Genomic DNA, 26,993 nt, shown 5'->3' with positions numbered 1-26,993 from the left:
CTCAGCACACAGCGATCGTGCCACTCATGTGATGTCAGGATTGACCCTTACAACGAGGCGTCCGGTTATCCTGCCTTCTGACAGCATGTCCACAGCGTCCGGTACTTGGTGAAACGCGACTTCGGTTATGACGTTGTCGATGGCTCCTGTTGAGATCAACTCAAGGACCCGTTGGAGGTCCTCCTTGCTCCCCCCGAGTGATCCAACGAGACTGACGTTCTTGAGGATCAACGCGTTCGTGGAGATGGTCGCCTCGGTCTTGCCAAGTCCAACCAGAACCACACGGCCGCCCGGGCGAACCACTGCGACGGCATCGGCGGTGGTCTGGCCGACCCCCGCGAAGTCGAGCACGACCTCGGGCTCGAATGGTTCGAGTTCTGTGACGGCGGCGTGAACGGACGTGGCTCCGAGTTCGAGTGCCCGCTGCCTGGCGGCTTGGTTGATATCCACGGCATGGACTACGCCACCCAAGTATCGGGCTATCTGGACGGCGTTCAGCCCGAGGCCACCCGTGCCAATGACCCCGACGACGGTGCCTTGGGTGATCCCGCCGGTCGTCACGACTGCGTGGTAAGCGGTCGTGACCGAGTCTGTGGCAGCCGCACCCTGCACCATGGAAACATTGTCCGGCAACTTCACCAGTTCAATGTCATCGGCGACAGCGTGCTGTTCGAACCCACCATTTCGGGACAGCCCAGGGGCGATCGGGCCTCTGAAGCCCACCGGATGCGAAATCAGGGCGACGGCGACGCGATCACCAATCTCGAAATCAGTAACCTCCGCGCCGAGCTCGCTGATGACGCCTGCGACTTCGTGCCCCAGGACAATGGGTCGCTGCGAAATCCAAGCGGCGCCGGAACCATCGATGATCCCGAGGTCTGAGTGACAGAGCCCAGCTGCCGCCACGTCAACGACTACCTGCCGAGGCCCGGGCTGGGGGTCCCCCACGTCAACCAGGCTTAGAGGCTGCTGGAACTCGCTAAATAACCATCCCTTGTTCGTCATGGCTGTTTGCTTCCTTAGTTTTAGTTCGTGGCTATTTCGCCGCTAGTTCACCCAGAAGGAGTCGGCAGCATCGAGCAGGTCCAGGTCCAGGTGACGGACCCTATGTAGTGCAGATCCGCTTAGGTAACTGTCGTTCGGTGGATTTTGGACTTGAACATCGAGCGTTTCGTGGCGAACTGCTTTGCCTCACTGTGTTTCTGCGCTTATTCCGTGCAGGGCGGATGACGTCATGCGGTAAGCAACCTCGCCCTCCAGCTGCTGGGGTTCAACCCAGACTTCATAGCCTTCTGCCTTGTCAACAAAAGTCCTGCCGTCGAATCCATCGGCAGAAAGCCATATGGCAGAAGAATCTGGCATGGCGTCGTCAACGAATCCACGTCTGAGACTACGTTTGCCCTTTCGAACTTCCACAAAGGCGCCAACCAACTGGTTCCAATCCTCGTGGCGGTAACTAGGCATCAGAGGTCTCCTTTTGTTCAGCGCAGGTGCACTGCCGCAGCTTGGGTTTGTGAATCTGGCTGTCGTAGCTTCTTGTAGATGTAGTGCGACAACACCCGAAACCTGGGTATTGCTACAGCGGGAATCTGCAGGTGAGCGTCTGCACTACCTCTTCAGGGTGCCTCGGTCTCGGAAAGCTGCACGAGGCACCCTGACGACTGCGTCCGTGCGGCACCTTGCCTGTTTTTTGGGCAAGGGCCTCCGGCTGCTCAGCCCGGCTTGCTGTTAGGCGCCGGGTAGAAGTACCGGTTTGACGATCTCTCCGGCGAGGACACGCTCCTCGGCGGAATTGATTTCCGAGAGTGGAAGGGTGGTGATGAGCCGGTCGAAGGGGAACTTGCCGGCCTGCCATAGCGTGATGAGGCGAGGAATGAACGTCTGCGGGTTCACGTCGCCTTCGAGAATGCCGGTGAGTGTCCGGCCAGCCGTCAACGCCAATGGTGCGATTGCCAGATCACCTTGCTGGACGCCTACCATACCCAGGGTGCCACGCAGTGCGAGGGCGTCAAGAGTGGCCGCGATGACGTGGGGCAGGCCGGTGGTGTCCAGTCCGTAGCGGACGCCGGCAGGGGCAATTGCGCGGATTTGCTCAGTGAGATTTCCGGTACCGGCTGTGATGGTATGCGTGGCGCCAAGTTCCCGCGCGAGGTCGAGTCGCACAGGGTTAAGGTCCACGGCGATGATCGGATGAGCGCCGGCGACTTTGGCTGCCATAATGGCGGACAGCCCGACGGCGCCGACTCCGACTACGACGATGCCTTCTCCCGTACGAACATCCAAGACTTCGAGAACGGAGCCCGCGCCGGTCTGCACCCCACATCCGAGGGGTCCGAGCAGCTCCAGGGGAAGGTCCTTGTCTACCACGACGACGTTTTTTGCGTCTACGAGTGAGTGCGTGGCAAACGACGATTGACCGAACCAGCGGCTCGCCACCACGCTTCCCGTGTCGTCGGTGAGCGGAGTGGATCCGTCGATTCCGTGGCCGCCCAGGTTCCGGGCCAGGAACGTGTCGCAATATGCCGGGTGGGCGTCGCGACAGTTGTGGCACTTTCCGCAGGAGTCAAAGCTCAACACCACATGGTCTCCGACGGCGACCGTGGTTACCCCCGCGCCCACCGCCTCAATGACGCCGGCTCCTTCATGGCCCAGCACGATGGGGGGCGTGCCAAACGCAATTGGGGGAGTGTCACCGGCTCCAGCGCGCGGCAAGACATCTGTGTGGCAGTGACCGGCGCCAACAATACGGACCAAAACCTGATCCAGTGCCGGGTCGGCCAGCTCAAGTTCTTCGATGTCCAACGGTTTGTCTTCACTGCGAAGTACGGCTGCGTGAATTTTCATGCTCTACCTGATTGTCTTTCTATTAGGGGGATGAAGTGTCAGACCGTGGTGTCACTTGCGGGGAGATAAATGGACTTGGTCTGCTGGTAAGCGGCCAATCCCTCCGGTCCAAGCTCGCGACCAAGCCCGCTTCCTTTGATACCGCCGAACGGGGAGCATATGTCTAGGACATAATTGTTGATCCCGATGCTGCCGGTCTTCACACGACGTGCGACATCCAGTCCGCGCTGCTGATCGCTGGTCCATACCGTACCGCCGAGGCCAAAGTCCGAGTCGTTGGCTATCTTGACCGCCTCGTCTACGTCGCCGTAGGGAATCACCGCCAGTACGGGACCGAATATTTCCTCACGCGCGATGGTGTGGGAGTTGTTTACGTTGTCAAAAATGGTGGGCTCAACGAACCACCCCGAATCCAGGCCGGCCGGCCTGCCTCCGCCGGTGGTGATACGGCCACCGTCTGCAACGCCTCGCTCAATATACTTTTGAACCCGCTGCTGCTGCGTAGCCGTGGCCAGCGGGCCAATCTGGGTGGCCGGGTCCAGTGCGTTGCCGACGGTTAGTGAACGGGCGAAGTCGGTGAGTATGTCCACCGTCTCGCTATAGCGGCTCCTAGGCGCGAGTACGCGTGTGCCCAGGAAACAGGTTTGGCCGTTATTCATTAGAGTGGCGTCAAAGAACTGCTCCAGCGAGGATGCAAGGTCGGCGTCATCGAGGATGATCGACGCCGATTTGCCGCCGAGTTCAAGGGTGACCGGACGGATAAGCCGTCCGCAAGTCTCGCCGATGGCACGTCCGGCGGCAGTCGATCCGGTGAAGGAGACTTTATCGATACCCGGGTGCGCAACGAGGTAGGCGCCTATCTCGCGGCCACCGGGCACAATGTTGATTACACCCGCAGGGATATCGGATTCGGCAATGGCCTCAGCAAGCACGTATGAGTCCAGAACGGTCTCGGGTGAGGGCTTGAGGACAACGGTGCACCCTGCAGCAAGCAACGGGGCAAGCTTGAAAAAGGTCAACGACTGAGGGAAGTTCCAAGGCACAATCGCGGCGACAACCCCGATGGGTTCACGGCGCACCAGGGTGGTCCCGCCGACAAAGCTGCTCCGGCGTTCCTCCGCGGGCTGCGCCGCCGCAAGGTCCGCGTAGTAACGCAACAAGAGGGCCGGAAAGACTGCTTCGGTAGCCGAGGAGACCGAAATCGGCATACCGTTCTGAGTACTGACCGCTTGGGCAGTGGCACCGCCCCGCGCCTCGAGGGCGTCAGCAAGGGAGTAGATCGCCTTCGCCCGATCTTCCGCAGTCCACGCCGACCACTCGGAACTATCGAATGCACGCCGTGCTGCCTGGACCGCAGCGTCAACGTCCGGCTCAGCCGCTTCTGGGACTGAAGTTACGATATCGCCGGTGCTCGCCTCGATGATGTTGATTCGCCGCGGCGTGGACGGAGCGGCCCAATCATTATCAATAAAAAACCCGGCTGGTGCGGTGGTGGTCATGGTGGCTCCTGGAATGTCGTGTGGAAATGATGATGTGGAGAGGATTCTGCGGCAATGAGACCAAGGGTCAGAAGTGGCGACAGGCTGGAGTATCTCTCGGGAATCTAGGCCGCTTAAGGCTGGCGCTTACCGGCGGGCCATCGAAAGACAACTTGGGACTGATATCGAACTCCTTCGTTCGGTCAGTGGAATGACGAGCGGCCGAGCGAGAAGGTGATGCCGTGAATGTTCTTCCCCGCCCCGATTGGGGCCCAAAAACTCGACGCTGCGTCAATTACCATAGACAAGATGTCATAAAGTGGCGGGAAACACAATAGGCAGACCAATGCGATGCCTTCGCCAATCGTGCCAGCCGCAGAGCGCTGATATTGGCGGATGGATACGTTCGGGCATAATGACAACCTGTTGAAAAGCGAAGACGCTATGTCTTGATGTTGCTTGGCTCACATTCCACGGAAACACGACGGGCACCTCCCACTCCTGCCCGGATACCGGGCGGACGCAGAAGATTGCTGTTCCATCCGAGTCGATCGTGCCGGCCGAATCGACGCATATCGGTGCGTTCCCATGAGTTCTGACCTGGGCCGTTGTCCTGGCCGTTGAGGAAACGCCGAGGGGTCCCGGCAAGCGACACCCTGCACCATCCGCATAGCGCTTACTCCCCTGCCCCGCGTCAATCACTACAGGAGCACACATGTACCTCCGGCCTGGACCTCACGGTCTCAGCCACCGACTGTGGGGATGGAAAGGGAGCTTTCGCGGACCTGTCGCGGGTGAATCCCTGGCCATGATTCCGGCATTGATCCTCAACCTTTCCGGCAGGATCAGCCGCCGGGCTGCGCTCCTGAAGGCGTTTCAATCGACCCGGCCCAAAGCTCCGATGACTTGGCCGCCCTCACCTGGATTCAGCGATCCCTGGAAGATGTTGTGAAGCTACCTCACTGGGCTCGGGAGCAGACTGCCGTCGTTCTGGCGTTCGGCGGTCCTGCCCCTTCTTCAGCCGGCAGCCTGGTTCCCTGGGTTCCGCCGGGATCGCAGGGATTTGGCCTTGGTTTGATCACGCCGGCGGGCTGCCGCTCGTCCCTCCACGCCAAGACATCTGCGTGTCCCAAAGTACTGACCACCGCAGCGCCCTCAGAGTAAGGATTAATGACCATGCACACAACAACCCGTTGTCTCGTCGTCGCCGTTCACACCCGAAAAGAACTAGACGCCGCCCTGGATGAAGCGGTGCATCTCCTGAAACCGGCGGCGAGGGCTGAACAGGTCGGTATCTTGGTGACCCGGCTCGCCCCGGGCCGCTATGAAGCGCGCCTGGACAGCGACGTTCCACGCGGTGTGACACTCGAAAGGTGGGAGACCGAGCTGCGATGAACGGACGGCAGAGCGGTCTCTCCGGCGCACCGGCCGGCAGCCTGTTTAACCTGATCTGCCCCGCCGCCCGCGGGGACGGCTGTTCCCTGCGCAGGGCGACTCTGGACGCAGGCTCGAGGTACGGGTTGAAAGAGTCTCTGACAGAATGCGAAACTGACGTCTTCCTGTCCCTCGCCCTTGGCCACCGCATCGCTGTCAGGGATCCTGAAACCGGGGCCTTGTGGACCGGGCGCGTTGACATGACGTTTCCCGAAAACGGATTCGTCTGGGTGACCACGGACGTCGGTGAGCGGAAGTTGCTCGATATCGGCGTGCACACAATCTGGGCGGCCCTGAATTTCTGCACGAACTGTTACTGCAGCCCGTGGATAGCTACGGGAAAGACCCAGGATCCCTTGGAAGCTAAGGAACGTCTCTCCCAGGCTGTTGCCTCATTTATGACAGCCAGGCCTGCTGCCGTGGACCGGCTCATACTTCTCAAAGACATTACTGTCCAGCAAAGATGGTGCAACAGGGAGCGGGATAACCCGGTTTGGCTCGCGGCCGGGAGGTGAACCTGAACTGCCGGCCGTCGCCGCATAAAGGCCCGGGTTTGGCCAGCGCTACCCCCCGTGGAGGATGGGTCCGGAGTATCGCAGTGAATCAACACCGCGTAGGGAATAATGGACACATGACCTCCGTACCGCTTACCCCTGTGGCAGGAGATCGCCGCGCCCAATTAAGCAAGGGTGAACGGCAACGACGCGCCATTCTTGACGCACTGCCTCCCCTACTGAGTAAGCAGCCATTGTCCTCGCTGTCGGTCAGCGATATTACGAAGGCGGCCGGGCTGAGCCGCTCAGGTTTTTACTTCTACTTTGATACTAAAGAAACTGCGCTCACGGTGGCCGTCGCGGATGTCTGGTCGGAGCTCAAGTCACGCAGCGGTATTTGGCGGCCAGCTTTACAGGGTGATTCCTTGCACGACCACGTGCGGCGTTCGCTCTCCACCACGGCTGAGGTGTGGCGTAATCACGCAGAGCTCCTCATCGCCTTTACACAAGTCCGCGACATCGACCCTTCCATGGAAGCCATGTGGGCTGAGTCCATGCAGGAGTTCACAACGCAGCTTTCCGAGTACATCCGTCTCGAGTGCGATCTGGGTCGAGCGGAGCCAGTAAGTAGCGACTATGAGGATCTTGCCGGGACGCTTCTCCATGCCACCGCCGACGCCTTTTACCGAGCAGTACGCGCCGGGTCAGATCAGCAGGAGATGAATCGACACGTCGATCTGCTCACTCGAATGTTCCTGGCCGCAATATGGGGTCCGCGCAGCGGACTCTGGCCGGCCGTTGGTCAGGCGCCCGCTCCTCGCTAGCCCAACCTATGTGAAGGCCCGCCCCTGCCAAGGCTGCAACCCCTGGCCTGATGGGCGTCTTCCCGAAACCCCTGCGGTATACCCTCCCACCGTTCGTCAGGAGCGGCACACTCCTCCTGTCCGCCTAGCACGCCAGGCACGCACGCCAGGATGGCAATTACCTCGGACCTGCCATCCTGCGTCCTTCCGGGACGCCACGCAGACCCGCCGGCTCCCCCGCTGCCCGGGACACCTGCCAGTTGCGGCTTTGACGGCCCGCTGAAACGTTCCCTGACTCGCGTACACGCATTCAGGGGGTGCCGGGTCTCGCACAACGCCGTTATGTCGGAGTTGTGCGGGAACAAAACCTTCAACCACCTCCCGCGATCGACGGCAGGGAATTCTCGGTTGAAGCAACCCCTTGTGATGCAGGCAACAATATGACATCCTGTCGAAGGAACCTGACAATCTGTCGATTATGGATCTGCAATGCAGCAGCTGCCACCCCGCCTTAACCGGCGGACTTCGATCAGAGGGTTGGGCAACACCCCTAGCCGGTCGGCGGGGCCGCCGTCACCACTGGTCGTCCCGCCCACATCGCCACTACCGAATACCGGCAAGGGCAGACGCGCTTACGCCTCTTGGGACGGCCCGTCCCCCTCTTCTGCCAAAGGATTATCATGACTGTTGACCTCCCCATCTCCGGAACCCCGGTCGCTGTCGGCTTCGACCCAAACGAAGTCCGTCAGCGGTATGCCGTCGAGCGGGACGCCCGCCTCAAACAGGAAACCTTGGCCCAGTTCCAGGGCTTGTCCGACACAAGGGAACTCGAGGATCTCGATCCGTACTCATCCCCGATTCAACGCGATGCCATTGTCGAGGAACTCGAAGTTGTCGTGCTCGGTGGCGGTTTTGGTGGCCTGCTGGCTGGTACTCATCTCACAAAAAACGACATCACGGACTTCCGCATCATTGAGCAGGGGGGGGACTTCGGCGGTACGTGGTATTGGAATCGTTACCCGGGCGTCCAGTGCGACGTCGAATCGTACATTTACATGCCCCTCCTCGAAGAGACCGGCTACATCCCTTCCAAGCGCTACGCTGACGGCGCCGAGATTTTTGAACACGCGCAGCGCATTGGCAGGCACTACGATCTCTACCGCGCCGCGCTGTTCCAAACAACTGTCACGGAAACCCGCTGGATCGAGGATGCCAAGCGCTGGGAGGTGCGGACCAACCGGGGCGACGTGCTGCGTAGCCGGTTCCTCCTGCGCGCCAACGGACCTTTCAACAAGCCCCAGCTCCCCCGCGTTCCAGGGATCGGTGAGTTTAAGGGCAAGATCTTCCACACGAGCCGGTGGGATTACGACTACACGGGAGGCAGCCCCAAGGGTGACCTCGTGAACCTCCGCGACAAGCGCGTTGCGATTGTCGGAACTGGTGCGACCGCAATCCAGGCCGTGCCGTACCTGGCTCAGGAGGCGAAGGAGCTGTTCGTTGTCCAGCGCACTCCGAGCGTGGTCGGGCCCCGTAACAACCGACCCACCGACCCGGAGTGGGTGAAGTCACTGAAGCCCGGTTGGCAAGACGTCCGACATGACAACTTCCTTGCCTGGCTGCACGGCCACCCACGTGAAGAGGACCTCGTCGATGACATCTGGTCGCGTCTGTTTCCTACGCTCAGAGGGCACCACCTTGTCGACGTGCCTGCGACGGAGCTACCTGTTGAAGACCAGATGGCGCTGGCCGAAATTTCCGATATGCAGATGGTGCAGGAGATCCACGCCCACATCGAGTCCAAGGTCAGTGACCCCGAAACCGCTGAGGCGTTGAAGCCCTGGTTCGGTTACGTCTGCAAGCGTCCAACCTTCAATGACGAGTATCTGGACGCTTTCAATCTTCCTTCGGTTAAGCTCGTTGCCGCAAGGACCGGCATCGAGGCGATTACAGAGACAGGCATTGTCGTCGCAGGCACGCACTACGACGTGGACTGCATCATCTTCGCCACCGGATTTGAAACGGGCAGCTCCGCCGCGGACCAATACGGATACGACGTCATTGGCCGGGACGAACTGTCAATGCGGGCACACTTCGCTGACGGTGCTAAGACATTGCACGGCTTTTTTTCGCACGGCTTCCCGAACTTCATCGAGCTTGGCATGAGTCAGAACGCCTACCTGGTCAACTACACATATATGTTGGACCGGAAGGCCCGGCATGCTGCACGCATCATCGCCCACGCACGGGCTACCGGCGTCTCCACCGTCGAGCCAGACCTGAATGCCCAGGACGTTTGGGTAGAAAAGACCCGCCAAACAGCGGCCCCTCGCATGGCCTACCTGGCGGCTTGCACCCCCGGCTACTATAGCGGGCAAGGCGACATCTCACATGGATTCTGGAACGACGTCCACAGCGTCAGCGAAATCGATTTCTGGAACATGATCGAAGACTGGTGGAATTCCGGCACATTCGACGGCCTTCTCCTCGAAAAAGACACAGTCTCCGTCTCCAGCTAGGGACACGTCAACTAGGGCGCAGGTGCGAACGGGACCGCCCCTGACACCCGCCCCCTTCCGGCAGGAGGTCCTGCCGCCGATGCACGTCCGTGAGTTCCTGGACCCGATTGCTGTATTCAACGCCTTCCGCGAAGAGAAGCACACGGCTGCCATAGACCCTTTTGCCGCCTGACCTAATCACCCACTGAACCGCCGGGTGTGTGAAGAAGCACACCCGGCCCCTGCAAGGAGACAACATGACCACAGCCCTTGAACTGCTTCCGTACATGTCCTACCCCGCAGTCCTGGACCATCTTGCCGACGATGTGGAATGGCACCTTCCGGTGAGCCTTTGGGAAGGCGTTGGCGGGGCACACGTCGGACGCGAGAACGTCGAGGCGATGCTCAAAAAAGTGATGACCGAGTTTTACGATCCGGAACAGATGACGCCGGAGATCCTTGCCGCGTTCGGTACTGAGACGCACGCCAGCATGGTCTTCACGATGAACGCCATCACCCGGTGGGGCCAGCAGTACCGCAACAGCTACTCGATCGTCATCGAGGCTGCTGAGGGCAAGATCACTAAGGTCCTCGAGGTCTTCGACACGAAGAATCTATTCGACACGATGGACAACAGCAAGCTGGGCTGACAAGCCAGTCCTGACCGCGGGACCCTGTGTCCGCCAACCGATGAGGAGAACTATTATGCCCACCAACCACACCAGCGCCCCGCTCGACTCCGACGCCCAGGCGGTCGCCGATATGTTCGCTGTTGCCCTTCCGGCTGGCCTGTCCGGATTGGGCGTCGAAGGCGTCCGGGCGTTTGCTGCACAAACAGAAGCACAAACGCCGCCGGCCCCGGAGGTCAACCAGGTGACCGAACACGCAGCACCCGGCCCCCACGGAGACGTGCGGGTACGGCTCTACCGGCCCGATTCGAAGCTCCCGGTGCCAGTCCTGCTTTACATTCACGGCGGCGGCTGGACGATGGGGTCCATCGACGGGGGGGTCGACTACCTCTGCCGCGACATCGTGCGGACGAACAACATTGCCGTGGCGTCCGTCGATTACAGACTGGCACCCGAGCACAAATTCCCGGTCCCGTTTGAGGACTGCCAAGCAGCCTTGGCCTGGCTCCGTGGCAATGCGGGGGAACTGGGCCTGGATTCGGCGCTGATTGCAATAGGCGGTGACAGCGCAGGCGGCAACATCTCAGCTGCTATCACACATTCAGACCGCGGCCACGACAAGCCCCTGGTTGCCCAAGTGCTGCTATGTCCCGCCACGGAGTACGCAGTTGAGCGGACCTCCTGGATCCAACATGCCAACGCGCCTGTGTTGACTGCCGCCGACACCCTCTGGTTTTGGGACCAATACCTAAGCACGGAAGCCGACAGGATCGACCCCCGGGCCACCCCGGCAAACGCGGAGTCATTCGCCGACCTCCCCCAGGCCCTCGTCATCGTCGCCGGACATGACCCGCTGCGCGACGACGGGCTTCACTACGCGGAACTCCTCAACAGCGCCGGAACGTCTGTGGAGGTCGCCCAGTTCGACGGGTCATTCCACGACTTCTTCGTCCTGCCCGCGCTGGCAGCGTATGCAGGCGCCCGCGACACAATCACCGGGTTCCTCGATAGAGCGCTGGTTACCCGCAACGCGTTAGCAACGGAAGGTGCCACTTCCTAAGCCGTCTCCCTTAGGCCGCCGTCTCGACCTGGCACCCAAAGTACGAGCAAGGCCCAGTGTGGTCGGTCCCGTAGCCAACCGGCTGCGGGTCCGGCCGGGACGAAGACCACCAGCAGCCCAACCATCTCTGAACCACCGTTTGCAGCTCACTGAGCCGAGCATCAGGAGTGCAGGGCTCAGAAGATGCCGGGCGCTGGTGGCGCAGGAATACAACCTCCAGCGACGTAGCTCGGACGCGGGGTACAAATGCTGTTGTATATCATTCGGCATTCTGTAGCCACCCACCGCCGGTGACGCGGGTGAGGAATCACCTATTAGAACGGGGATGCGTTAAACAACGCCCCATTACAACGAAGGAGTTGTGCCATGACTTCCACGAGCACGACGCAAGAGCGTATGTTCCCGCCGCTTGATGGGCTTGGCCAGATGCTTCCTCGCCTTGCGAAGCGGTGGCCAGACAAGACCGCGCTGGTAACCGATGAACGTCAGCACACTTTCGCGCAGCTTGATAGCGAGTCCAGCAATGTGGCGGTAGGTCTCCTCCGTCGCGGGATTGATCCCGGTGATCGTGTCGCAATTTTTGCCCCGAATCGCTGGGAATGGATAGTGGCTTACCACGCCGTGCTGAAGATCGGTGCGGTTGTGAACCCGCTCAACGTAATGCTCACCGGCGAAGAGGTGAATTTTGTCCTCAAGGACTCTGGGGCCAAAGCCCTGATCGCCTCGGGCGACCGGCTCGAAGCCGTCAGTGCCGCCCTGGATGACGTTGACACACTTGCCCTCGTAGTCACCTTCGAAACTGGTGTGAAAGACGCGGTGTCGTTCTCTGTCCTGCTCGCGGAAGACGGGTCGCAGTTTTCGCCCTACCCGGTGGACTCCGACGCCCTTGCGTGCATCGCATACACATCAGGGACAACGGGCCGGCCGAAGGGGGCCATGCAGTCGCATCGGTCGCTTGTCCTCAACTGTGCTTACACTGCCGCGATGCATGGTCGCAGTGCAGACGACGTTGTAGTTTCGGCCCTTCCTGCGGCTCATGTTTACGGCAATGTTGTCATCAATGGCACACTCATGGCGGGCGGCCAGGTTGTGCTGATGAAGCGTTTTGATGCCTCCCTCGCCCTGATGCACATTCAAGAGCACCGCGCGACGATGTTCGAAGGCGTGCCCGCGATGTACGCGATGATGTTAGCGGACGCTGCCCTGGAAAAAGCCGACATCGCATCTCTGACCCGTAGCACTGTGGGGGGGCAGACCATCGCCACCAGCGTCATTGACGCATGGGAACTCCGGAGCGGGGCACCCCTGCTCGAGCTTTGGGGAATGACCGAAATATCTGGCTTGGGCGCCACCCACGCCTTGCATGCTCCCGGCCCACAGGGCTCAGTGGGTGTAGCCCTTCCCGGGGTGCAGCTCAAGGCCGTGCGGCCCGATGACCCCACGAGGGAGTGTTCACCGAATGAACCGGGCGAACTCATGGTCAGAGGCCCGATTGTCATGATGGGCTATTTCAACAACCCTGCCGCTACCGCAGAGACCATCGATGCCGACGGCTGGCTGCATACCGGAGATATCTCCATACACGACGGCGTGGGCCACTTCTATATCATCGACCGGCTCAAGGACATGATCGTCACAGGCGGGTATAACGTCTACCCGGCCGAAATCGAAAGAGTCCTGATAGGGCATCCGGCAGTGGCTATGGTCGGCGTGGGCCGGAGGCCCGACGAACTTAAGGGTGAAATCGCGCACGCCTACGTGGTTCCGGCCCCTGGCCAAAAAGCCGATACGGACGAGCTGATCGCCTACTGTCGCACTCGATTGGCAGCGTACAAAGTTCCGAAAAAAATACACTTGGTCGACCGCCTGCCGACGACATCGAGCGGGAAGATAATGCGCCGAAAGCTCGAAGCTACCCCCACCCCCGCAAGCTGACCAGTATCGAACCGCACCTCTAGCGCGGGCCACTCGGCCCGGAGGTGCGGAACCAGCGCGGAGAAAACGGGACCACCGGCCCTGGCCCCCACAGTTCACTGGACAGCCCCCGAACCGCTTAAAGAGCCGTCACGTCGTCGAAAACGGTAACTTCCATGCCTTTTCTCCGCACGCTCCATCGAGCTGCCCCGTAACCAAGTATTCAAGCACCGGCGACAGCCGAAGCGTAACGACCACACACGAGAGAGACAACGGGCTCGCTGAAAAGTTGTGGCAAGTTTCCCTGATTGGAGAAGAGAACAGGTGAGAACACAGACCGGCAGCCTCGTGTCGTCAGAAACGAGATGGCCTGAGAATGCCATCGCGCAACAAGCACTGGCCGAGGACTTGAGGCAACGGCTAGCCCGGACGGCCCTGGGAGGCCCGGAGAAATCAAGGGAGCGGCACGTTGCCCGCGGAAAGCTCCTGCCCCGGGACCGCATTGACTACCTGCTGGATGAAGGCAGCCCGTTCCTGGAGATTGCCCCCCTTGCGGCAAACGGGTTGTACAACGACGAGGCCCCTGGTGCGGGTGTTATCGCAGGAGTCGGTGTGGTACATGGCCGCCAGGTGTTGGTCATCTCCAATGACGCCACGGTCAAGGGTGGAACATACTTTCCGATGACGGTGAAGAAGCACCTCCGGGCGCAGGAGATCGCGCTGGAGAACCGGCTGCCCTGCATTTACCTCGTGGACTCCGGCGGGGCGTTTCTGCCCATGCAGGATGAGGTCTTCCCTGACAAGGAGCACTTCGGCCGCATCTTCTACAACCAGGCCAAAATGTCCGCAGCGGGTATCCCGCAGATCGCGTCAGTAATGGGGTCGTGCACCGCTGGCGGCGCTTACGTTCCGGCGATGAGTGATGAGACAGTGATCGTCCGCAACCAGGGCACCATCTTCCTGGGCGGTCCGCCACTGGTGAAAGCGGCCATCGGCGAAATCGTAACACCGGAGGAGCTCGGCGGCGGCGAGGTCCATTCAAAGATCTCCGGTGTCACGGACCATCTGGCCGAAAATGACGAGCACGCCCTGCAGATCATCCGGGACATCGTTTCCACCCTGCCGAAGCCCGCCGATCCCGTCTGGGAAGTGTCCGAGGTCGTGCTGCCACCTGTCGCAGACCCGCAGGAACTGTACGACGTGGTTCCGGTTGACGTGAACGAGCAGTACGATGTCCGCGAGGTGATCTCCCGCTTGGTGGACGGCAGCGAATTCCATGAGTTCAAGGCCAACTACGGCACCACCCTGGTCACCGGATTCGCCAGGCTGCACGGCCACCCCGTAGGGATCGTGGCCAACAACGGCGTGCTGTTCAGCGAGTCCGCCCTCAAGGGCGCGCATTTCATCGAACTCTGTGACCAGCGCGGCATCCCGCTGGTCTTCCTGCAGAACCTCTCCGGATTTATGGTCGGGAAGGACTATGAGCACGGCGGCATCGCCAAAAACGGCGCCAAGATGGTCACCGCTGTCGCCACCGTCCGGGTGCCCAAGCTGACCGTGGTGATCGGCGGATCCTTCGGCGCCGGGAACTACTCCATGTGCGGGCGGGCCTACTCGCCGCGGTTCCTGTGGATGTGGCCAGCATCCCGGATCTCCGTGATGGGCGGCAACCAGGCCTCCAGTGTGCTCGCCACGGTCAAACGCGACCAGTACGAGGCTGCCGGCGAGGAATGGTCTCCAGAAGATGAAGCGGCATTTAAGGCACCCGTGAAACAGCAGTTCGAGGACCAGGGCAGCCCGTACTACTCCACCGCCCGCCTCTGGGACGACGGAATCATCGACCCCGTTGACACGCGCCGAGTGCTGGGCATGGCGCTCGACGCTGTCTCCCGCACCCCGCTGCCGGAGACCTCCTTCGGCCTGTTCCGGATGTGACCGCCATGACCAAACCAGCGCAAGGAAGCACCGACATGACCACCAGAATCTTCGACACCGTGCTGGTCGCCAACCGCGGCGAAATCGCTTGCCGCGTTATCCGTACCTTGCGTCGTCTCGGAATAACATCCGTCGCCGTATACTCAGAGGCCGACGCTGACGCACGCCACGTTCGGGAGGCGGACGTCTCGATATGCATCGGACCCGCCGCTGCGGCGGAAAGTTACCTCAAGATTGATGCCTTGGTGGATGCCTGCCGCCGCACCGGGGCCCAGGCTGTGCACCCGGGCTATGGCTTCCTCTCGGAAAATGTTGAGTTCGCGCGTGCTTTGGTGGATGCAGGGATTGCCTTCATCGGTCCGGACGTCCATTCCATCAACATGATGGGGGACAAGATCCGCTCCAAGAACCACGTGGTCGCGCACGGCGTTCCCGTGGTTCCGGGCATCGCCGAACCCGGACTGAACAATGAGCAGCTGATCGAGGCTGCGGCCGGCATCGGCTTCCCGCTGCTGATCAAGCCCTCAGCCGGTGGTGGCGGCAAGGGCATGCACGTGGTGGAGCGGGCCGAGGATCTGCCGGCCACCCTGGAAACCGCCCGGCGCGTCGCCAAGAGCTCCTTCGGCGACGACACGCTGTTCCTGGAACGGCTGGTCCGCTCCCCCCGGCACATCGAGGTCCAGATCCTCGCCGACCGTCACGGCAACACCATCCACCTGGGCGAGCGTGAGTGCTCCCTGCAGCGCCGGCACCAGAAGGTCATCGAGGAAGCACCCGCGCCGCTGCTCCAGGGCTTGCCCAACGGCGCCGAAATCCGGGCACGGATCGGCGCGGCGGCGGTTGACGCCGCCTGTTCGGTGAACTATGTCGGCGCCGGCACCGTGGAGTTTCTGGTCTCCGACGAGGCCCCGGACGAGTTCTTCTTCATGGAAATGAACACCCGTCTCCAGGTGGAGCATCCCGTCACCGAAGAGGTCGTCCGCGTCAACGGCGAACGGCTGGACCTGGTCGAATGGCAGGTCCGGATCGCCGCAGGTGAGGTCCTCACCGTCGCCCAGTCCGACGTCAAGCTCGAAGGGCACGCGATCGAAGCGCGCGTCTACGCCGAAGACCCAGCTCATGGCTTCATGCCGTCCATCGGCCGGCTGCTGCAGATCCGGGAACCTTCCGGTCCCGGCGTCCGGGTGGACAGCTCCCTCACCCAGGACCTGGAGGTCTCACCGCACTATGACCCGATGGTCGCCAAGGTCATCGTGTGGAACACGGACCGCAAACAGGCACTCGACGTGCTGGACCGTGCCCTCGCCGACACGGTCCTGCTGGGTGTTAGGACAAACGTCGAATACCTGCGGCTGCTCATTGCCGACGAGGACGTCGCCGCAGGGCGCCTGGACACCACCCTGATCGACCGCAAAATCGCTTCCATGCCGTTCCGGACTTTCAGCGCAGAGGACCTTGCCCTCGTGGCCCACGCTTTGATGACCAGCCAGCCGGACGCTCCCGGTCCCTGGGGCACCGGGGACGGCTGGCGGGTCAGCGGCAATGTGCCGGCGTCGATCCATCTGGAAGTTTACGGCCAGACGCACACCGTCACCGTCAGCCGGGACGCGGAGGGCCGGACGTTCGGCATCGACGGTGAGCCGTTCCGCGTCAAGACCCTTGCCGATGGCTCAGCCTCAGTGAACGGCACCCGGCGGCGGGTGGCCGTCGCCGTCGCCGCCGACGGCACCGCGTGGCTCGGCATCGCCGGATGGAGCGGCGCTGCCCGGCGGCTCAGCCGGCAGGAGCGGCTCCAGCGCCGCCTCGCCTCCCTGGAACGCGACGCAGGCGCAGCCTCCCCAGAAGTCCGTTCGCCCATGCCCGGCACAGTTATCGCCGTCGCCGTCGTGGACCTGGAGCTCGTGGAGGCGGGGCAGCCGTTGCTGTCCATCGAGGCGATGAAGATGGAGCACCAGCTCACGGCTCCGGTCTCCGGCGTCGTGCGGTTGAGCCTGAAGGCGGGCGACCTGGTCAAAGCCGCGCAGATCGTGGCAACCGTGGAGTCGCTCTCTCTTGAGACCGGGGACGGCGACAGAGACCCTGTGACCGCCGAAACGGCGGCGACGCAACAGCTCGAAGAAGTGAAGGGATAATCCCATGGACACCACGGACACTAAACGCATCCAGCAGCGCGGTCTCTACCTTGATGAACTCCAGGAAGGCACGGTCTACGCCCACAGGCCCGGCCGCACCCTCACGGAAACGGACAATGTCCTTTTCACCTCGTTGACCATGAACAACCAGGGCCTGCACCTGGATGCTGCGTGGAGTGCCACCCAGCCCTTCGGCCAAAGGCTCATGAACTCCCTCTTCACCCTGGGCACCATGATCGGCCAGTCCGTGCCCCAGATGACGGAAGGAACCATCATCGGCCAGCTTGGCCTCACGGACGTCCGCTTCCCGCATCCGATGTTCCACGGCGACACCCTGTACACCGAAACGGAAGTGACAGAGGTCCGGCGGTCCGCCTCCCGCCCCGGCCAGGGAGTGGTGGGCATGAAGCACACCGGCCGCAACCAGGACGGTGTCGTAGTGGCGGAAGCAACACGCACCTGCCTGATGTGGACACGCGAGGCGCACGAAGTCACCGTATCAGCCGGACAGGAGTAGCCGTGGCAGCCTTTGAGATGGGCCCGGCGATCCTCTTCTGCCCCGCCGACCGCCCGGACCGCTACGGCAAGGCGATGGATCGGGCTGACGCAGTCATCTTGGACCTCGAGGACGCCGTGGCCCCCGGGGACCGGGAACAGGCACGGCAAACCCTCATTGCGAACCCCATGGACCCGGACCGGACCATCGTCAGGATCAACCCGGCGGACACCGACGACTTCGCAATGGACCTGCACGCACTCCAGCAGACCCGCTACAGGTACGTCATGCTGGCCAAGACCGAGGAGCCAGAGTCGCTGGCACAGCTGGCCAACTACTCGCTGGTGGCCCTGTGTGAAACAGCCAGAGGCATCATCAACGCGCCGTGCATTGCGGCAGCACCCAATGTGGCGGCCCTCATGTGGGGTGCGGAAGACCTGGTCGCCTCACTGGGCGGCACGTCCAGCCGCCGGCCCGACGGCCGGTACCGGGACGTGGCCCTGCACGCCCGGTCGCACGTGCTGCTCGCCGCAAGCGCGGCCGGGAAAGCGGCACTGGACTCTGTCTACCTGGACATTGCCGACCTGACCGGGCTCAAAGCCGAATCCGACGATGCTGTCGCCTCCGGCTTCGCAGCCAAGGCGTCCATCCATCCCGGCCAGATGCCCATCATTCGCGAGTCCTTCATCCCGGCTCCTGCCGAGGTGGAGCAGGCCCGGCGGATGCTCGCCGCCGCCGGGCAGTCAGGCGGGGTATTCACCTTCGAAGGACGGATGGTGGACGAACCCGTCCTGCGGCACGCCCGCACGACACTCGCCCGCGCCAAGCACATAGCGAGGCCCGGGACTGCGAAGGTAGGGACGTCCTCGGCATGAGCGTCCGCCTCGTTCATGGAAAAATCCGCAGAACATCCAGGATGAAAGGGACAACCAGCTGACCATTCCGAAAGCTAGCTTTCAGGATGGTCAACGACCCGAAGAGGCGATGGGAACTCGGCACGTCGAACAAGCCCTGGAGCAGTCCAGCGACTTCTCCCGCCAAATTCAAGAACTGGTCACCGAATACCTCCGTGTATCCGCGAACCAAAAAAGTTCCTGTACAACGTTTCGAGACGCGGATTGGTCTAACAGCGTAGACATTGGCCTCCCCGATTCGCGTATGCCCCGCCCGCAAACTGTGCCCGCTTAAGCCGTGGCTCAACCGCTACTGTTGCACCACCGTCACGATAACTCGGGTATGCAGAATGCACAGACGACATTCAGGATCCGGCTAAGCCCAGTCACACACCCATTTTTGCTGTTTGAAAGGAAACTCATGAGCCTGCCGCCGATTACCCTCACCGGCCACGCCCAGAAGGAAGCGTGGCAGAACAGGGTGCTGCCGCCTGTGGAGCAGCTCGGCGCGGAGGTGTGGTCCATTCCCGTCCCCTTCCCGGACAATCCCATGCGCTATACCCTGAGTTATCTACTCTTGGGCGACGGTGACGCCGTCCTGATCGATCCGGGCTGGGACAGCGATGCCGGCCTGGAGCATTTGGCTGCTGGACTGCGGCAGGCAGGTCTGGGCCTGAGGGACCTCACGGGCATCGTGGCCACCCATTTCCACTCGGACCATCTCGGCATGGCCGCCCGCCTGCGCGCGGCAACGGGAGCGTGGGTGGCCCTGGGGGAGAAGGAAGTGCGCCGGCTCAGTGCCGCCGGGGACGCTGACCTTGTCCTGCGCAACGACCGCGAGGAGCTGACGCTGTGGGGCGTGCCGGCGGACCGGCTGGCCGAGGTGGCCCTGAACCACCGGAGTCTGCTCCAACTGCAGAACCTCGCGGATCCGGACCTGCGGCTCACCGACGGCAGCCTGGTGCCCGCCAAAAGGCTGGAGCTACGGGTGGTCACCACCCCGGGGCATTCACCGGGGCACATATGCCTGGTCGATGAGCCGCACGGGATGATCTTCAGCGGGGACCACGTCCTGCCGCGCATCTCCCCGCACATCGCTCTGGAGCTGCCCGGGCCTGCCAACCCTTTGGCGGACTACTACGAGTCCCTGGACCTGATCGCGTTCGAGGACGCCATGGAGATCTGCCCGGCGCACGAGTACCGGTTCAGCGGCATGCAGCGCCGGGTCGCACAGCTCATCGAGCACAACCGGGAACGCTCCGCCGAGGTCCTGCGGGTGATGGAGGTGCACCGGCCACAAACCGTCTGGGACATCGCCCGGCACCTGACCTGGTCCCGGGGCTGGGAGTCCCTGCAGGCCTTCTCGCTGCGGCTGGCTGTCTCCGAAACAGCCAGCCACGTCGTGTACCTGCGCTCCAAGGACTACGACATCGACGTGCCCCTCACGGAACCACGGCCGGCTGTGCTTCGATGACGGCAACCTTCCGGGCCGGATCTGAATCCGAGCCGCCAGCCGCCCGATGAGACCACTGCGCCAGCCAGGTTGGTCCAGGATCTGATACCAAATGATCCAATACCTCCTCGCGGGATAGCGGCGACGAGCGGGTGAGTCCACCGCATTCAAAAATGCGGCCTTTGCGGTCTTGGCCATGCGTGCGGTCCACACAGTGGCTGTCATCAGGCACATCTCCCTCAGGCAGCGGAGGATCTTGGCATAACTCCCCCATCCGACGTCTTGGGGTCGCACGCTTCGCCCTGGTCACCAGAATCAGCTAAACCGCCAACCGGGCTGTGAAACAACCGGTATTCTTAACGAATAGTCACAACTAAGTCCTCTGCGCCCGGCGTATTTGGTCCAAAGCCGGTTGCAGCGCTCGCTCCTGCCTTCAGCTCTCTGTTCTGAGGTACTGGTACAAGGTTCCACGGCTGATACCGAATACCCGGGCCAGGCCGGTCTTCTTCTGCTCCCCCACCCCGGGCCGGCGCCGCAGCTCGGCGGCGTTCTCGGGCGAGAGCGCCCTCCGGCGTCCGCAGTAGGCGCCGCGGGCCTTGGCCAGGGTAACACCTTCGCGCTGGCGTTCCCCGATCGGGGTCCGTTCGAACTCAGCGAAGGTCCCCTGACCGAAAGCATCAGGTTCACCAAAGGGGAATCCTCCCCATTGAAGACCAAACCGGGTGTGACCGTCGATCTATTCTTATAAATGGGCCGCGAACGGTTCTCAGCACTGCTGGAGACCGCCGACATGTATCGCTACAACATTCGGTAGTTCTGGCCCAGTGGACTTTCCCCCGAGATGCCTCGCACAATCAATCTCCGCCTGGTAGCGTCTCCATCTCGGATTTTGGACGCTTCGGTGCCCGTAAAGACTGGATCGCAGCAGGCCATCTCCATTTCGCCCTGAGCAGTGTCCTGTCCCGGTGGGCATGCCTGAGGTGCCGAGACCTCCGCTGCCCCCCCCACGGGCGGGCCTGCCAGGCCCTTGAGGCCGCCGAGCAGGAACTCGACGCCCCGGCCGAGCTGCTGCGTATGTTTGTGACCGCCGGCCGGACGGCGGCCAGGAGCATGCGGATCAGCCTTACCGCGGCAGCGCCCACCCAGCCGGGCATGCTTTGCCAACGGACCTGGCCGTGGTGACCGCATGCCCTGACGGTGCCGGCTGGCCTGGCAATGGTCGTCGGCGAGGGGCGGCATCTGGTTGGTGACCCTGAAGTTCTGGAGTTCGAATGCCGAACGGTTCGAACCCGCCTGCACAACCGGAAGTCACGTTGTGCGTGCCACCATAGACGGAGTGGGTTGCAACCACTCCGAGCTCCTCACGCGATACCCCGATCGCGTCAGCGGAGATTGCAGGATGTAACCGGGCGGACATAGGGCCTGCAAGGTCGCGGCCGTCGAGCGAGTGAGAGAGCAGGACCGCGTCGGGCTGTAAATGGTCAGCGGCGGCAACCAGGGGTCGACAGATGCGACACCAAGTGCCGTCGCATCAGGATTCTCGGCAATCAGCACGCGATCCCCATGTCGTGGGCGACCGGAATGTTGAGGGTCCTGTTGTTGGCCAGTTCGTTTTCGATCATGACCTTGATGGAGTTGCGGGGGCCAATCAGCTGCGGGAGCCAGGACACCCCGGCCCCACCCGGGGACCAGGCCCAGGTACGCCTCGGGCAAAGCGATACCGTTCGCCGCGGACGAGACAGTGCGGTATTCGGCGGCAAGGGCGATTTCAAGGCCGCCTCCAATTGCTGCGCCGTTACTAACATGAAGGTCCGTACGGCCATCGCGGCCAAGGCACCAAAGACCTCGTGGCCAAGGACGGCAATCTCCTGTGCCGAGCCTGCCTCCTGAGGTCGCGCGTGGCGGTCAGATCCGCGCCGGCGACACATCTCCTGCCCTGGCCGGTAATACCACCCCGACGAATTCTCCCGCCGTCGCGCGGTAGCGGACATTTCGAAGGAGGGTGCCGAGTTCGTTCAATGACTCGTGGCTGAAGGTCACCGGCCTGCGGTCGCGGTCAATCAGAGTGATCAACGCGAACGCACCTACTCCCGGGATTGGACGTCTTCGAGACGAATATGACGTGCTCACGCTGCCGCCTTCAGCGCCGGAATTTAATGTCCTCACGGTGCGGCCTTATGGATTCACGCTTTGCGTTGTCGGCCGCTGCAGAGGGCAACGATGCCGCCCCCGGGCGCACAAAGACACAGGGTGTTCTGCTATTAGGCTTCGTGAGATTCCTTTTCTGGAAAAGTACGAAAAATATGAACACAAGTGACGGCATGACGGTTCTTTAGTTACCGGGGCTTCCGCCCGCTCAGTTAGTAGCCGTGCCATGCCCTGTCACGATAAAGCGGTGAGGCGCCTTGACTCGTTGCGATAGTTGATGATCCGGGTGACCATCGGCGCCCCACCGCGGCTTTATGGATGCCGGGGAATAGGTCACAGCTAACGCTGCCCCGGTTGCTTTCTTGGCTGTTCGGACTCATTCACTGCGATTCACTCTCGGGGAAACTGACCGCTGGCTGAGATACCACTCCAACAGTTCGCCATACCGGCGCTCCAGGGAGCTGCAGTGCTCGTGGTTCTTCTGGAGGCCTGAATGGCACGCCGGATCAGGACTTTGTGGCCCTGGGAGGGGACCCGGTGTAGCGGGATGGTTTCCACCCGTTTCGTCTTCTTAAGCGGTCAGTGCATGCATGAACCCCGCCGGCCTGGGCCGGAAAGTGCTGCAGATTATGACGGGGGCATTTAGAGGTGTGGTCCCTTAGAAGGCTTTGAGGATGTCTTCGACGCGTTGTTTGGCGTCGCCGAAGAGCATTTGGGAGTTGTCCCGGAAGAACAGAGGGTTCTGTACACCGGCGTACCCTGTAGCCATGGAGCGTTTGAACACGATGACGTTCTCTGCTTCCCAGACTTTAAGGACGGGCATGCCGGCGATCGGGCTGCCGGGGTCTTCGGCTGCTGCGGGGTTGACTGTGTCGTTCGCCCCGATCACGAGGACGACGGAGGTGTCTCCGAGGTCGTCGTTGATTTCGTCCATTTCCAGGACGATGTCGTATGGGACTTTGGCTTCGGCGAGGAGGACGTTCATGTGCCCTGGGAGGCGGCCGGCGACGGGGTGGATGCCGAACCTGACGTTCACGCCCTTTTCACGGAGCTGGTGGGCGAGTTCGGCCACGGGGTACTGGGCCTGGGCGACGGCCATGCCGTAGCCGGGGGTAATGACCACGGACGAGGCGTTGGTGAGCATTTCCGCTGTGGCTTCGGCGGTGATTTCGCGGTGCTCGCCCTGGTCCGTGTCTCCTTTGCTGGCGGGGGCGGCGATGCCGAACCCGCCGGCGATCACGGAGATGAAGGACCGGTTCATTGCTTTGCACATGATGTAGGACAGGTAGGCGCCCGAGGAGCCGACCAGGGCTCCGGTGATGATGAGCAGGTCGTTGTTGAGTAGGAAGCCGGCCGCGGCGGCGGCCCAGCCGGAGTAGCTGTTGAGCATGGAGACGACGACGGGCATGTCGCCGCCGCCGATGGAGGCGACCAGGTGCCAGCCCAGCCCCAGGGCAAGGACGGTGACGACGATGAGCAGCCAGAGCTGGGAGTCGTTGACGTACCAGACGGTCAGGGCGATGAACGCGGCGAGGGCGCCGAGGTTGATGGCGTTTTTGCCCGGCAGCATCAGGGGTGAGGATTTCATCCGGGCGGAGAGTTTCAGGAACGCCACGATCGAGCCGGTGAACGTCACGGCGCCGATGAACACCCCGATGAAGACCTCGGCGTGGTGGATCGCCGTCAGGTCCGAAGACAAGGCGGGGGCTTCGAGGTGTCCGTTCCAGCCCACCAGGACCGCGGCGAGGCCCACGAAGCTGTGCAGCAGGGCGATGAGTTCGGGCATGCCGGTCATTTCGACCACCCGGGCGCGCCAGAGCCCGATGGCCCCGCCGACGGCGACCGCGGCGACCAGCAGGCCCAGGCCGGTGAGGGCGTGGCCGGTGCCCCAGGCGTCCTGCAGGGTCAGCCAGATGGTGGCGGCGAGGGCGATGACCATGCCGGTGATGCCGTAGACGACCCCGGCGCGTGCTTTCTCGTGCTTGCTCAGCCCGGCAAGGCTGAGAATGAACAGCAGGGCCGCGACGATGTAAGCCGCCCCCGCGATGGAGTCGGCGGTCAACGGACCGGAGACGGTATCAGTCACGGTAAAGCTCCTCGTAAGTGTTGCTGCTGCTGTTGCGGTGACGGCGCTCATGAACGGGCCTTCCCGGCGGAGAACATGGCGAGCATCCGCCGGGTGACAGCGAAGCCGCCGAAAATGTTGATGCTGGCCAGCAGGACCGCGACGGCGGCGAGGACCTGCATCACGATGTTCTCGGAGGTGACCTGCAGCAGCGCACCGACGACGATGATTCCGGAGATCGCGTTCGTCACGGACATCAGCGGCGTGTGCAGGGCGTGGTGGACTTTCCCGATCACATAGAAGCCGACCACGATCGAGAGCATCAGCACCGTGAAGTGCTGCGGCAACGGCGCCGGGGCGACCGCGTTGATCCCGAACAGCACCGCGATACCCGCCGCGAAGAGCCCTGCCTTGCCGGCCGTGCTGACGCCCTGTTTCGTCTTCGGTGCAGGGTTTTCGGCGGCCGTTCCGGCGTCGGTCGTCACTGCTGGTGCGGCGGAGACCTGGACCGGGGGCGGGGGCCAGGTCTTCTCGCCCTCGCGCACCACCGTCACTGACCGCTGGACAACGTCGTCGAAATCGATCCGAAGCTGACCGTCCTTGTCCGGGGTGAGGAGCTTGAGGAGGTTGACCATGTTCGTCCCGTACAGCTGGGAGGCCTGGGCCGGGAGCCGTGCCGGCAGATCCGTGTAGCCCAGGATCACCACCCCGTTATCAGTGACAATGCGTTCCCCGGCGACGGAGCCTTCGACGTTTCCGCCCTGGCCCGCTGCCATGTCCACGATCACGCTGCCGGCCTTCATGCTTGCCACGTCCTCGGCGGTGAGCAGCTTCGGCGCCGGGCGTCCCGGGATCAGGGCGGTGGTGATGATGATGTCCACATCCGCTGCCTGCTCGGAGTAGATTTCCGCGGCCCTGGCGTTGTAAGCCTCGGACGTGGCCTTCGCGTATCCGTCCGTGGACTTCATCTCTTCGGCGACTTCGACCTTGAGGTAGGTACCGCCAATGGATTTCACCTGGTCGGCGACCTCCGGCCGCGGGTCCGTCGCCCGGACAATAGCGCCCAGGCTGCTCGCAGCGCCGATCGCCGCCAATCCGGCGACGCCCGCGCCCGCGACCAGGACCTTCGCCGGCGGGACCTTGCCCGCCGCGGTGACCTGTCCCGTGAAAAACCGGCCGAACTCGTGCGCGGCCTCGATCACGGCACGGTACCCGGCAATGTTCGCCATCGAACTAAGCACATCCATCGACTGGGCCCGCGAGATCCGCGGCACCGCATCCAACGCCAGCGCCGTGATCGGACGCGCCGCCAACGCTTCCACCAACTCAGGCCGCAATCCCGGGCTCAACGACCCGATCAGCGTGGCACCCTCGGTGAGACGGGCGATCTCATCCTCAGTGGGCGGATTGATCCGCAACACCACCTCGCTGCCCCAAGCCTCATCAGCGCCCACAACCAGGGCCCCCGCTTCGGCGTAAGCCTCATCACGGAAGGAGGCCCCCTCGCCTGCGCCCTTCTCGACCACAATCTCGTAGCCCAACCCCAACAACTGCTTCACGGTGACAGGCGTCGCCGCCACCCGTGTTTCGCGGCCCAACTCGGCCACAATGCCAATACGCGTCACGTTTACTCTCTTTCTCCAACAGCTTGCTCGCACAGCAGCCGAGGCGTGATGTGGGGAAACCCAAAATCTTCTTCAAGAAACAAGACAGGGAACCATTGGCGCTTGAGTCACTGTTTCGGCGGCCTAGACCAACGCCGGCTGGGGCAGCAGTTTTAGCAGCCGCAGCACTCCAAGCCCAGAGGGTGGTCCCCGAGCGGGCCAATAACCTCACTGGCTGCTAAAAACACGGTTCTCTGGGCCCGCAAATTTACCGGTAAGCCCGTCTTGGTGACACGTCCTGCGTTAAAGTGTATACACAAATGGACTAAGAACCGACCCATAGGCCGAAATATTTCTTTTGAGGCGGTGTTTGTATACATTGAGGCCTGATGAACCTTTCATTTTATGGAAGGGACCGAATGCGTGCCGTGAACGGGCGTATGTATCCCTGCTTGACGACACTCTCGAGTGGCGCCTGCCGCCCGGAACGGTGCTGGCTGAGGTCGAGCTGTCCGAGCGACGCGTTACCGGGGGCGAGGTGTGGTCGCAACGGAGATATCGCTTGATTAAGCCGACGAGCTCTTTTGAACTTGGGGAAGCTCTTGAGCGCAAAGCTGCCTCCCTAGCGGCGCACGCGTTGATGCACTTATTTTTTCCAGCCGGCTTTTCTTCTGCTGTGCAGCTTGTTCAGGCCAAAGACCATGCCAGACGCACTACTACTCTTTGGACAAGCATCTAGATGACGCGATGGATAAGGCTGTCAACAACTCCTATTTACTCCAGTCGCGCGAAGAGCTTGCGCGTCCATTTGGTTCCAGCGCCTGCAGGTCTCCCCCGGCACCTGTCCAAATGAGTGGCCCGCTTTCGGGCGGAGGGCGAGGCCGAGCTGGAGAGCGCTCGCCCCGGCCCCATCACTTACCGAACCGGACATCACAGCGGACGGAGCGTCACAACGTCGCGCTGCGGGTGAGCAGGCGGCGGGTCCGCCCGGATCCATTAACATCCGGGGTTGCCGCAGGCGACGGCGTCGAAGGTCCTCAACCGCTACCGGGTGCCTCTGCTTTGGCATATCGACCTGAACACCTGGATGGGGTGCGAAAGGCCAAACCGCTGCGC

20 protein-coding genes and 1 pseudogene are annotated in these 26,993 nt (G+C 62.3%); 12 read left to right on the top strand and 9 right to left on the bottom strand.

All coding sequences use genetic code 11. The features are described from left to right. Positions 1–24: 24 nt before the first annotated feature. The 4 genes from CXZ05_RS19720 to CXZ05_RS19705 form a co-directional block, all read right to left on the bottom strand. The gene (locus CXZ05_RS19720) at positions 25–1,005 is read right to left on the bottom strand and encodes a zinc-binding dehydrogenase (protein ID WP_079599010.1); all 981 of its coding nucleotides are present in this window, start codon (positions 1,003–1,005) and stop codon (positions 25–27) included. A gap of 186 nt (positions 1,006–1,191) precedes the next feature. After that, complete coding sequence (locus CXZ05_RS19715) at positions 1,192–1,464, bottom strand: hypothetical protein (protein WP_079599009.1); 273 nt, start codon at positions 1,462–1,464, stop codon at positions 1,192–1,194. A 264-nt stretch (positions 1,465–1,728) separates the two neighbouring features. Further along, positions 1,729–2,844, bottom strand: a complete 1,116-nt coding sequence (locus tag CXZ05_RS19710) for an NAD(P)-dependent alcohol dehydrogenase (protein ID WP_079599008.1) — start codon at positions 2,842–2,844, stop codon at positions 1,729–1,731. A gap of 38 nt (positions 2,845–2,882) precedes the next feature. Then, positions 2,883–4,343, bottom strand: a complete 1,461-nt coding sequence (locus CXZ05_RS19705; RefSeq protein ID WP_079599007.1) for an aldehyde dehydrogenase — start codon at positions 4,341–4,343, stop codon at positions 2,883–2,885. 1,149 nt (positions 4,344–5,492) lie between these two features. Between CXZ05_RS19705 and CXZ05_RS23195 the strand changes: the two genes are divergently transcribed. The 12 genes from CXZ05_RS23195 (at position 5,493) to CXZ05_RS19645 (ending at position 20,081) form a co-directional block, all read left to right on the top strand. After that, positions 5,493–5,717 (top strand): hypothetical protein, encoded by a 225-nt coding sequence (locus CXZ05_RS23195; protein WP_176156946.1) that lies wholly within the window; start codon positions 5,493–5,495, stop codon positions 5,715–5,717. Continuing rightward, complete coding sequence (locus tag CXZ05_RS23190) at positions 5,714–6,271, top strand: hypothetical protein (protein ID WP_176156945.1); 558 nt, start codon at positions 5,714–5,716, stop codon at positions 6,269–6,271. The genes CXZ05_RS23195 and CXZ05_RS23190 overlap by 4 nt, the downstream gene beginning before the upstream one ends. Before the next feature lie 116 nt (positions 6,272–6,387). After that, entirely contained in the window at positions 6,388–7,074 is a 687-nt protein-coding gene (locus CXZ05_RS19695; protein WP_079599006.1) for a TetR/AcrR family transcriptional regulator, read from the top strand. A gap of 659 nt (positions 7,075–7,733) precedes the next feature. Then, positions 7,734–9,569, top strand: coding sequence for an NAD(P)/FAD-dependent oxidoreductase (locus CXZ05_RS19690; RefSeq protein ID WP_079599005.1), 1,836 nt, complete (start codon positions 7,734–7,736; stop codon positions 9,567–9,569). Positions 9,570–9,805: 236 nt separating this feature from the next. Further along, positions 9,806–10,198: a nuclear transport factor 2 family protein gene (locus CXZ05_RS19685; RefSeq protein ID WP_079599004.1), complete on the top strand. Its 393-nt coding sequence runs from the start codon at positions 9,806–9,808 to the stop codon at positions 10,196–10,198. 55 nt (positions 10,199–10,253) lie between these two features. Beyond that, positions 10,254–11,237 carry an alpha/beta hydrolase gene (locus CXZ05_RS19680; protein WP_079599003.1) on the top strand — a complete coding sequence of 328 codons (984 nt, stop codon included), beginning with the start codon at positions 10,254–10,256 and terminating at the stop codon, positions 11,235–11,237. A 366-nt stretch (positions 11,238–11,603) separates the two neighbouring features. Next, positions 11,604–13,172, top strand: coding sequence for a class I adenylate-forming enzyme family protein (locus tag CXZ05_RS19675; RefSeq protein WP_217700359.1), 1,569 nt, complete (start codon positions 11,604–11,606; stop codon positions 13,170–13,172). Positions 13,173–13,499: 327 nt separating this feature from the next. Beyond that, entirely contained in the window at positions 13,500–15,086 is a 1,587-nt protein-coding gene (locus tag CXZ05_RS19670) for a carboxyl transferase domain-containing protein (protein ID WP_254865661.1), read from the top strand. A 35-nt stretch (positions 15,087–15,121) separates the two neighbouring features. Next, positions 15,122–17,218 (top strand): biotin carboxylase N-terminal domain-containing protein, encoded by a 2,097-nt coding sequence (locus CXZ05_RS19665; RefSeq protein WP_102974182.1) that lies wholly within the window; start codon positions 15,122–15,124, stop codon positions 17,216–17,218. Positions 17,219–17,222: 4 nt separating this feature from the next. After that, entirely contained in the window at positions 17,223–17,735 is a 513-nt protein-coding gene (locus CXZ05_RS19660; protein WP_079599001.1) for a MaoC family dehydratase, read from the top strand. A 17-nt stretch (positions 17,736–17,752) separates the two neighbouring features. Further along, positions 17,753–18,589, top strand: a complete 837-nt coding sequence (locus tag CXZ05_RS19655; RefSeq protein WP_079599016.1) for a CoA ester lyase — start codon at positions 17,753–17,755, stop codon at positions 18,587–18,589. Positions 18,590–19,028: 439 nt separating this feature from the next. Then, positions 19,029–20,081, top strand: coding sequence for an MBL fold metallo-hydrolase (locus CXZ05_RS19645; protein WP_180987473.1), 1,053 nt, complete (start codon positions 19,029–19,031; stop codon positions 20,079–20,081). A gap of 412 nt (positions 20,082–20,493) precedes the next feature. Here CXZ05_RS19645 and CXZ05_RS19640 read toward each other — a convergent pair. The 5 genes and pseudogenes from CXZ05_RS19640 to CXZ05_RS19625 form a co-directional block, all read right to left on the bottom strand. Continuing rightward, positions 20,494–20,780: pseudogene (locus tag CXZ05_RS19640) on the bottom strand (helix-turn-helix domain-containing protein); the annotation flags it as partial. 403 nt (positions 20,781–21,183) lie between these two features. Next, complete coding sequence (locus CXZ05_RS23770) at positions 21,184–21,519, bottom strand: hypothetical protein (RefSeq protein ID WP_368483734.1); 336 nt, start codon at positions 21,517–21,519, stop codon at positions 21,184–21,186. Between the two features lie 88 nt (positions 21,520–21,607). Beyond that, complete coding sequence (locus CXZ05_RS23550) at positions 21,608–21,730, bottom strand: hypothetical protein (RefSeq protein ID WP_258006652.1); 123 nt, start codon at positions 21,728–21,730, stop codon at positions 21,608–21,610. A 1,136-nt stretch (positions 21,731–22,866) separates the two neighbouring features. Continuing rightward, a complete protein-coding gene (gene pntB, locus CXZ05_RS19630; protein ID WP_254865658.1) occupies positions 22,867–24,345 on the bottom strand; it encodes a Re/Si-specific NAD(P)(+) transhydrogenase subunit beta in 1,479 nt (492 codons plus the stop codon). Beyond that, positions 24,342–25,898, bottom strand: a complete 1,557-nt coding sequence (locus CXZ05_RS19625) for a Re/Si-specific NAD(P)(+) transhydrogenase subunit alpha (protein WP_079598998.1) — start codon at positions 25,896–25,898, stop codon at positions 24,342–24,344. The genes pntB and CXZ05_RS19625 overlap by 4 nt, the downstream gene beginning before the upstream one ends. Between the last annotated feature and the right edge of the window lie 1,095 nt (positions 25,899–26,993).

This window comes from Arthrobacter sp. AFG20 (assembly GCF_002892795.1).
In the GTDB taxonomy this organism is placed as follows: domain Bacteria; phylum Actinomycetota; class Actinomycetes; order Actinomycetales; family Micrococcaceae; genus Arthrobacter.
This window is presented reverse-complemented; position numbering and strand designations above follow the sequence as displayed.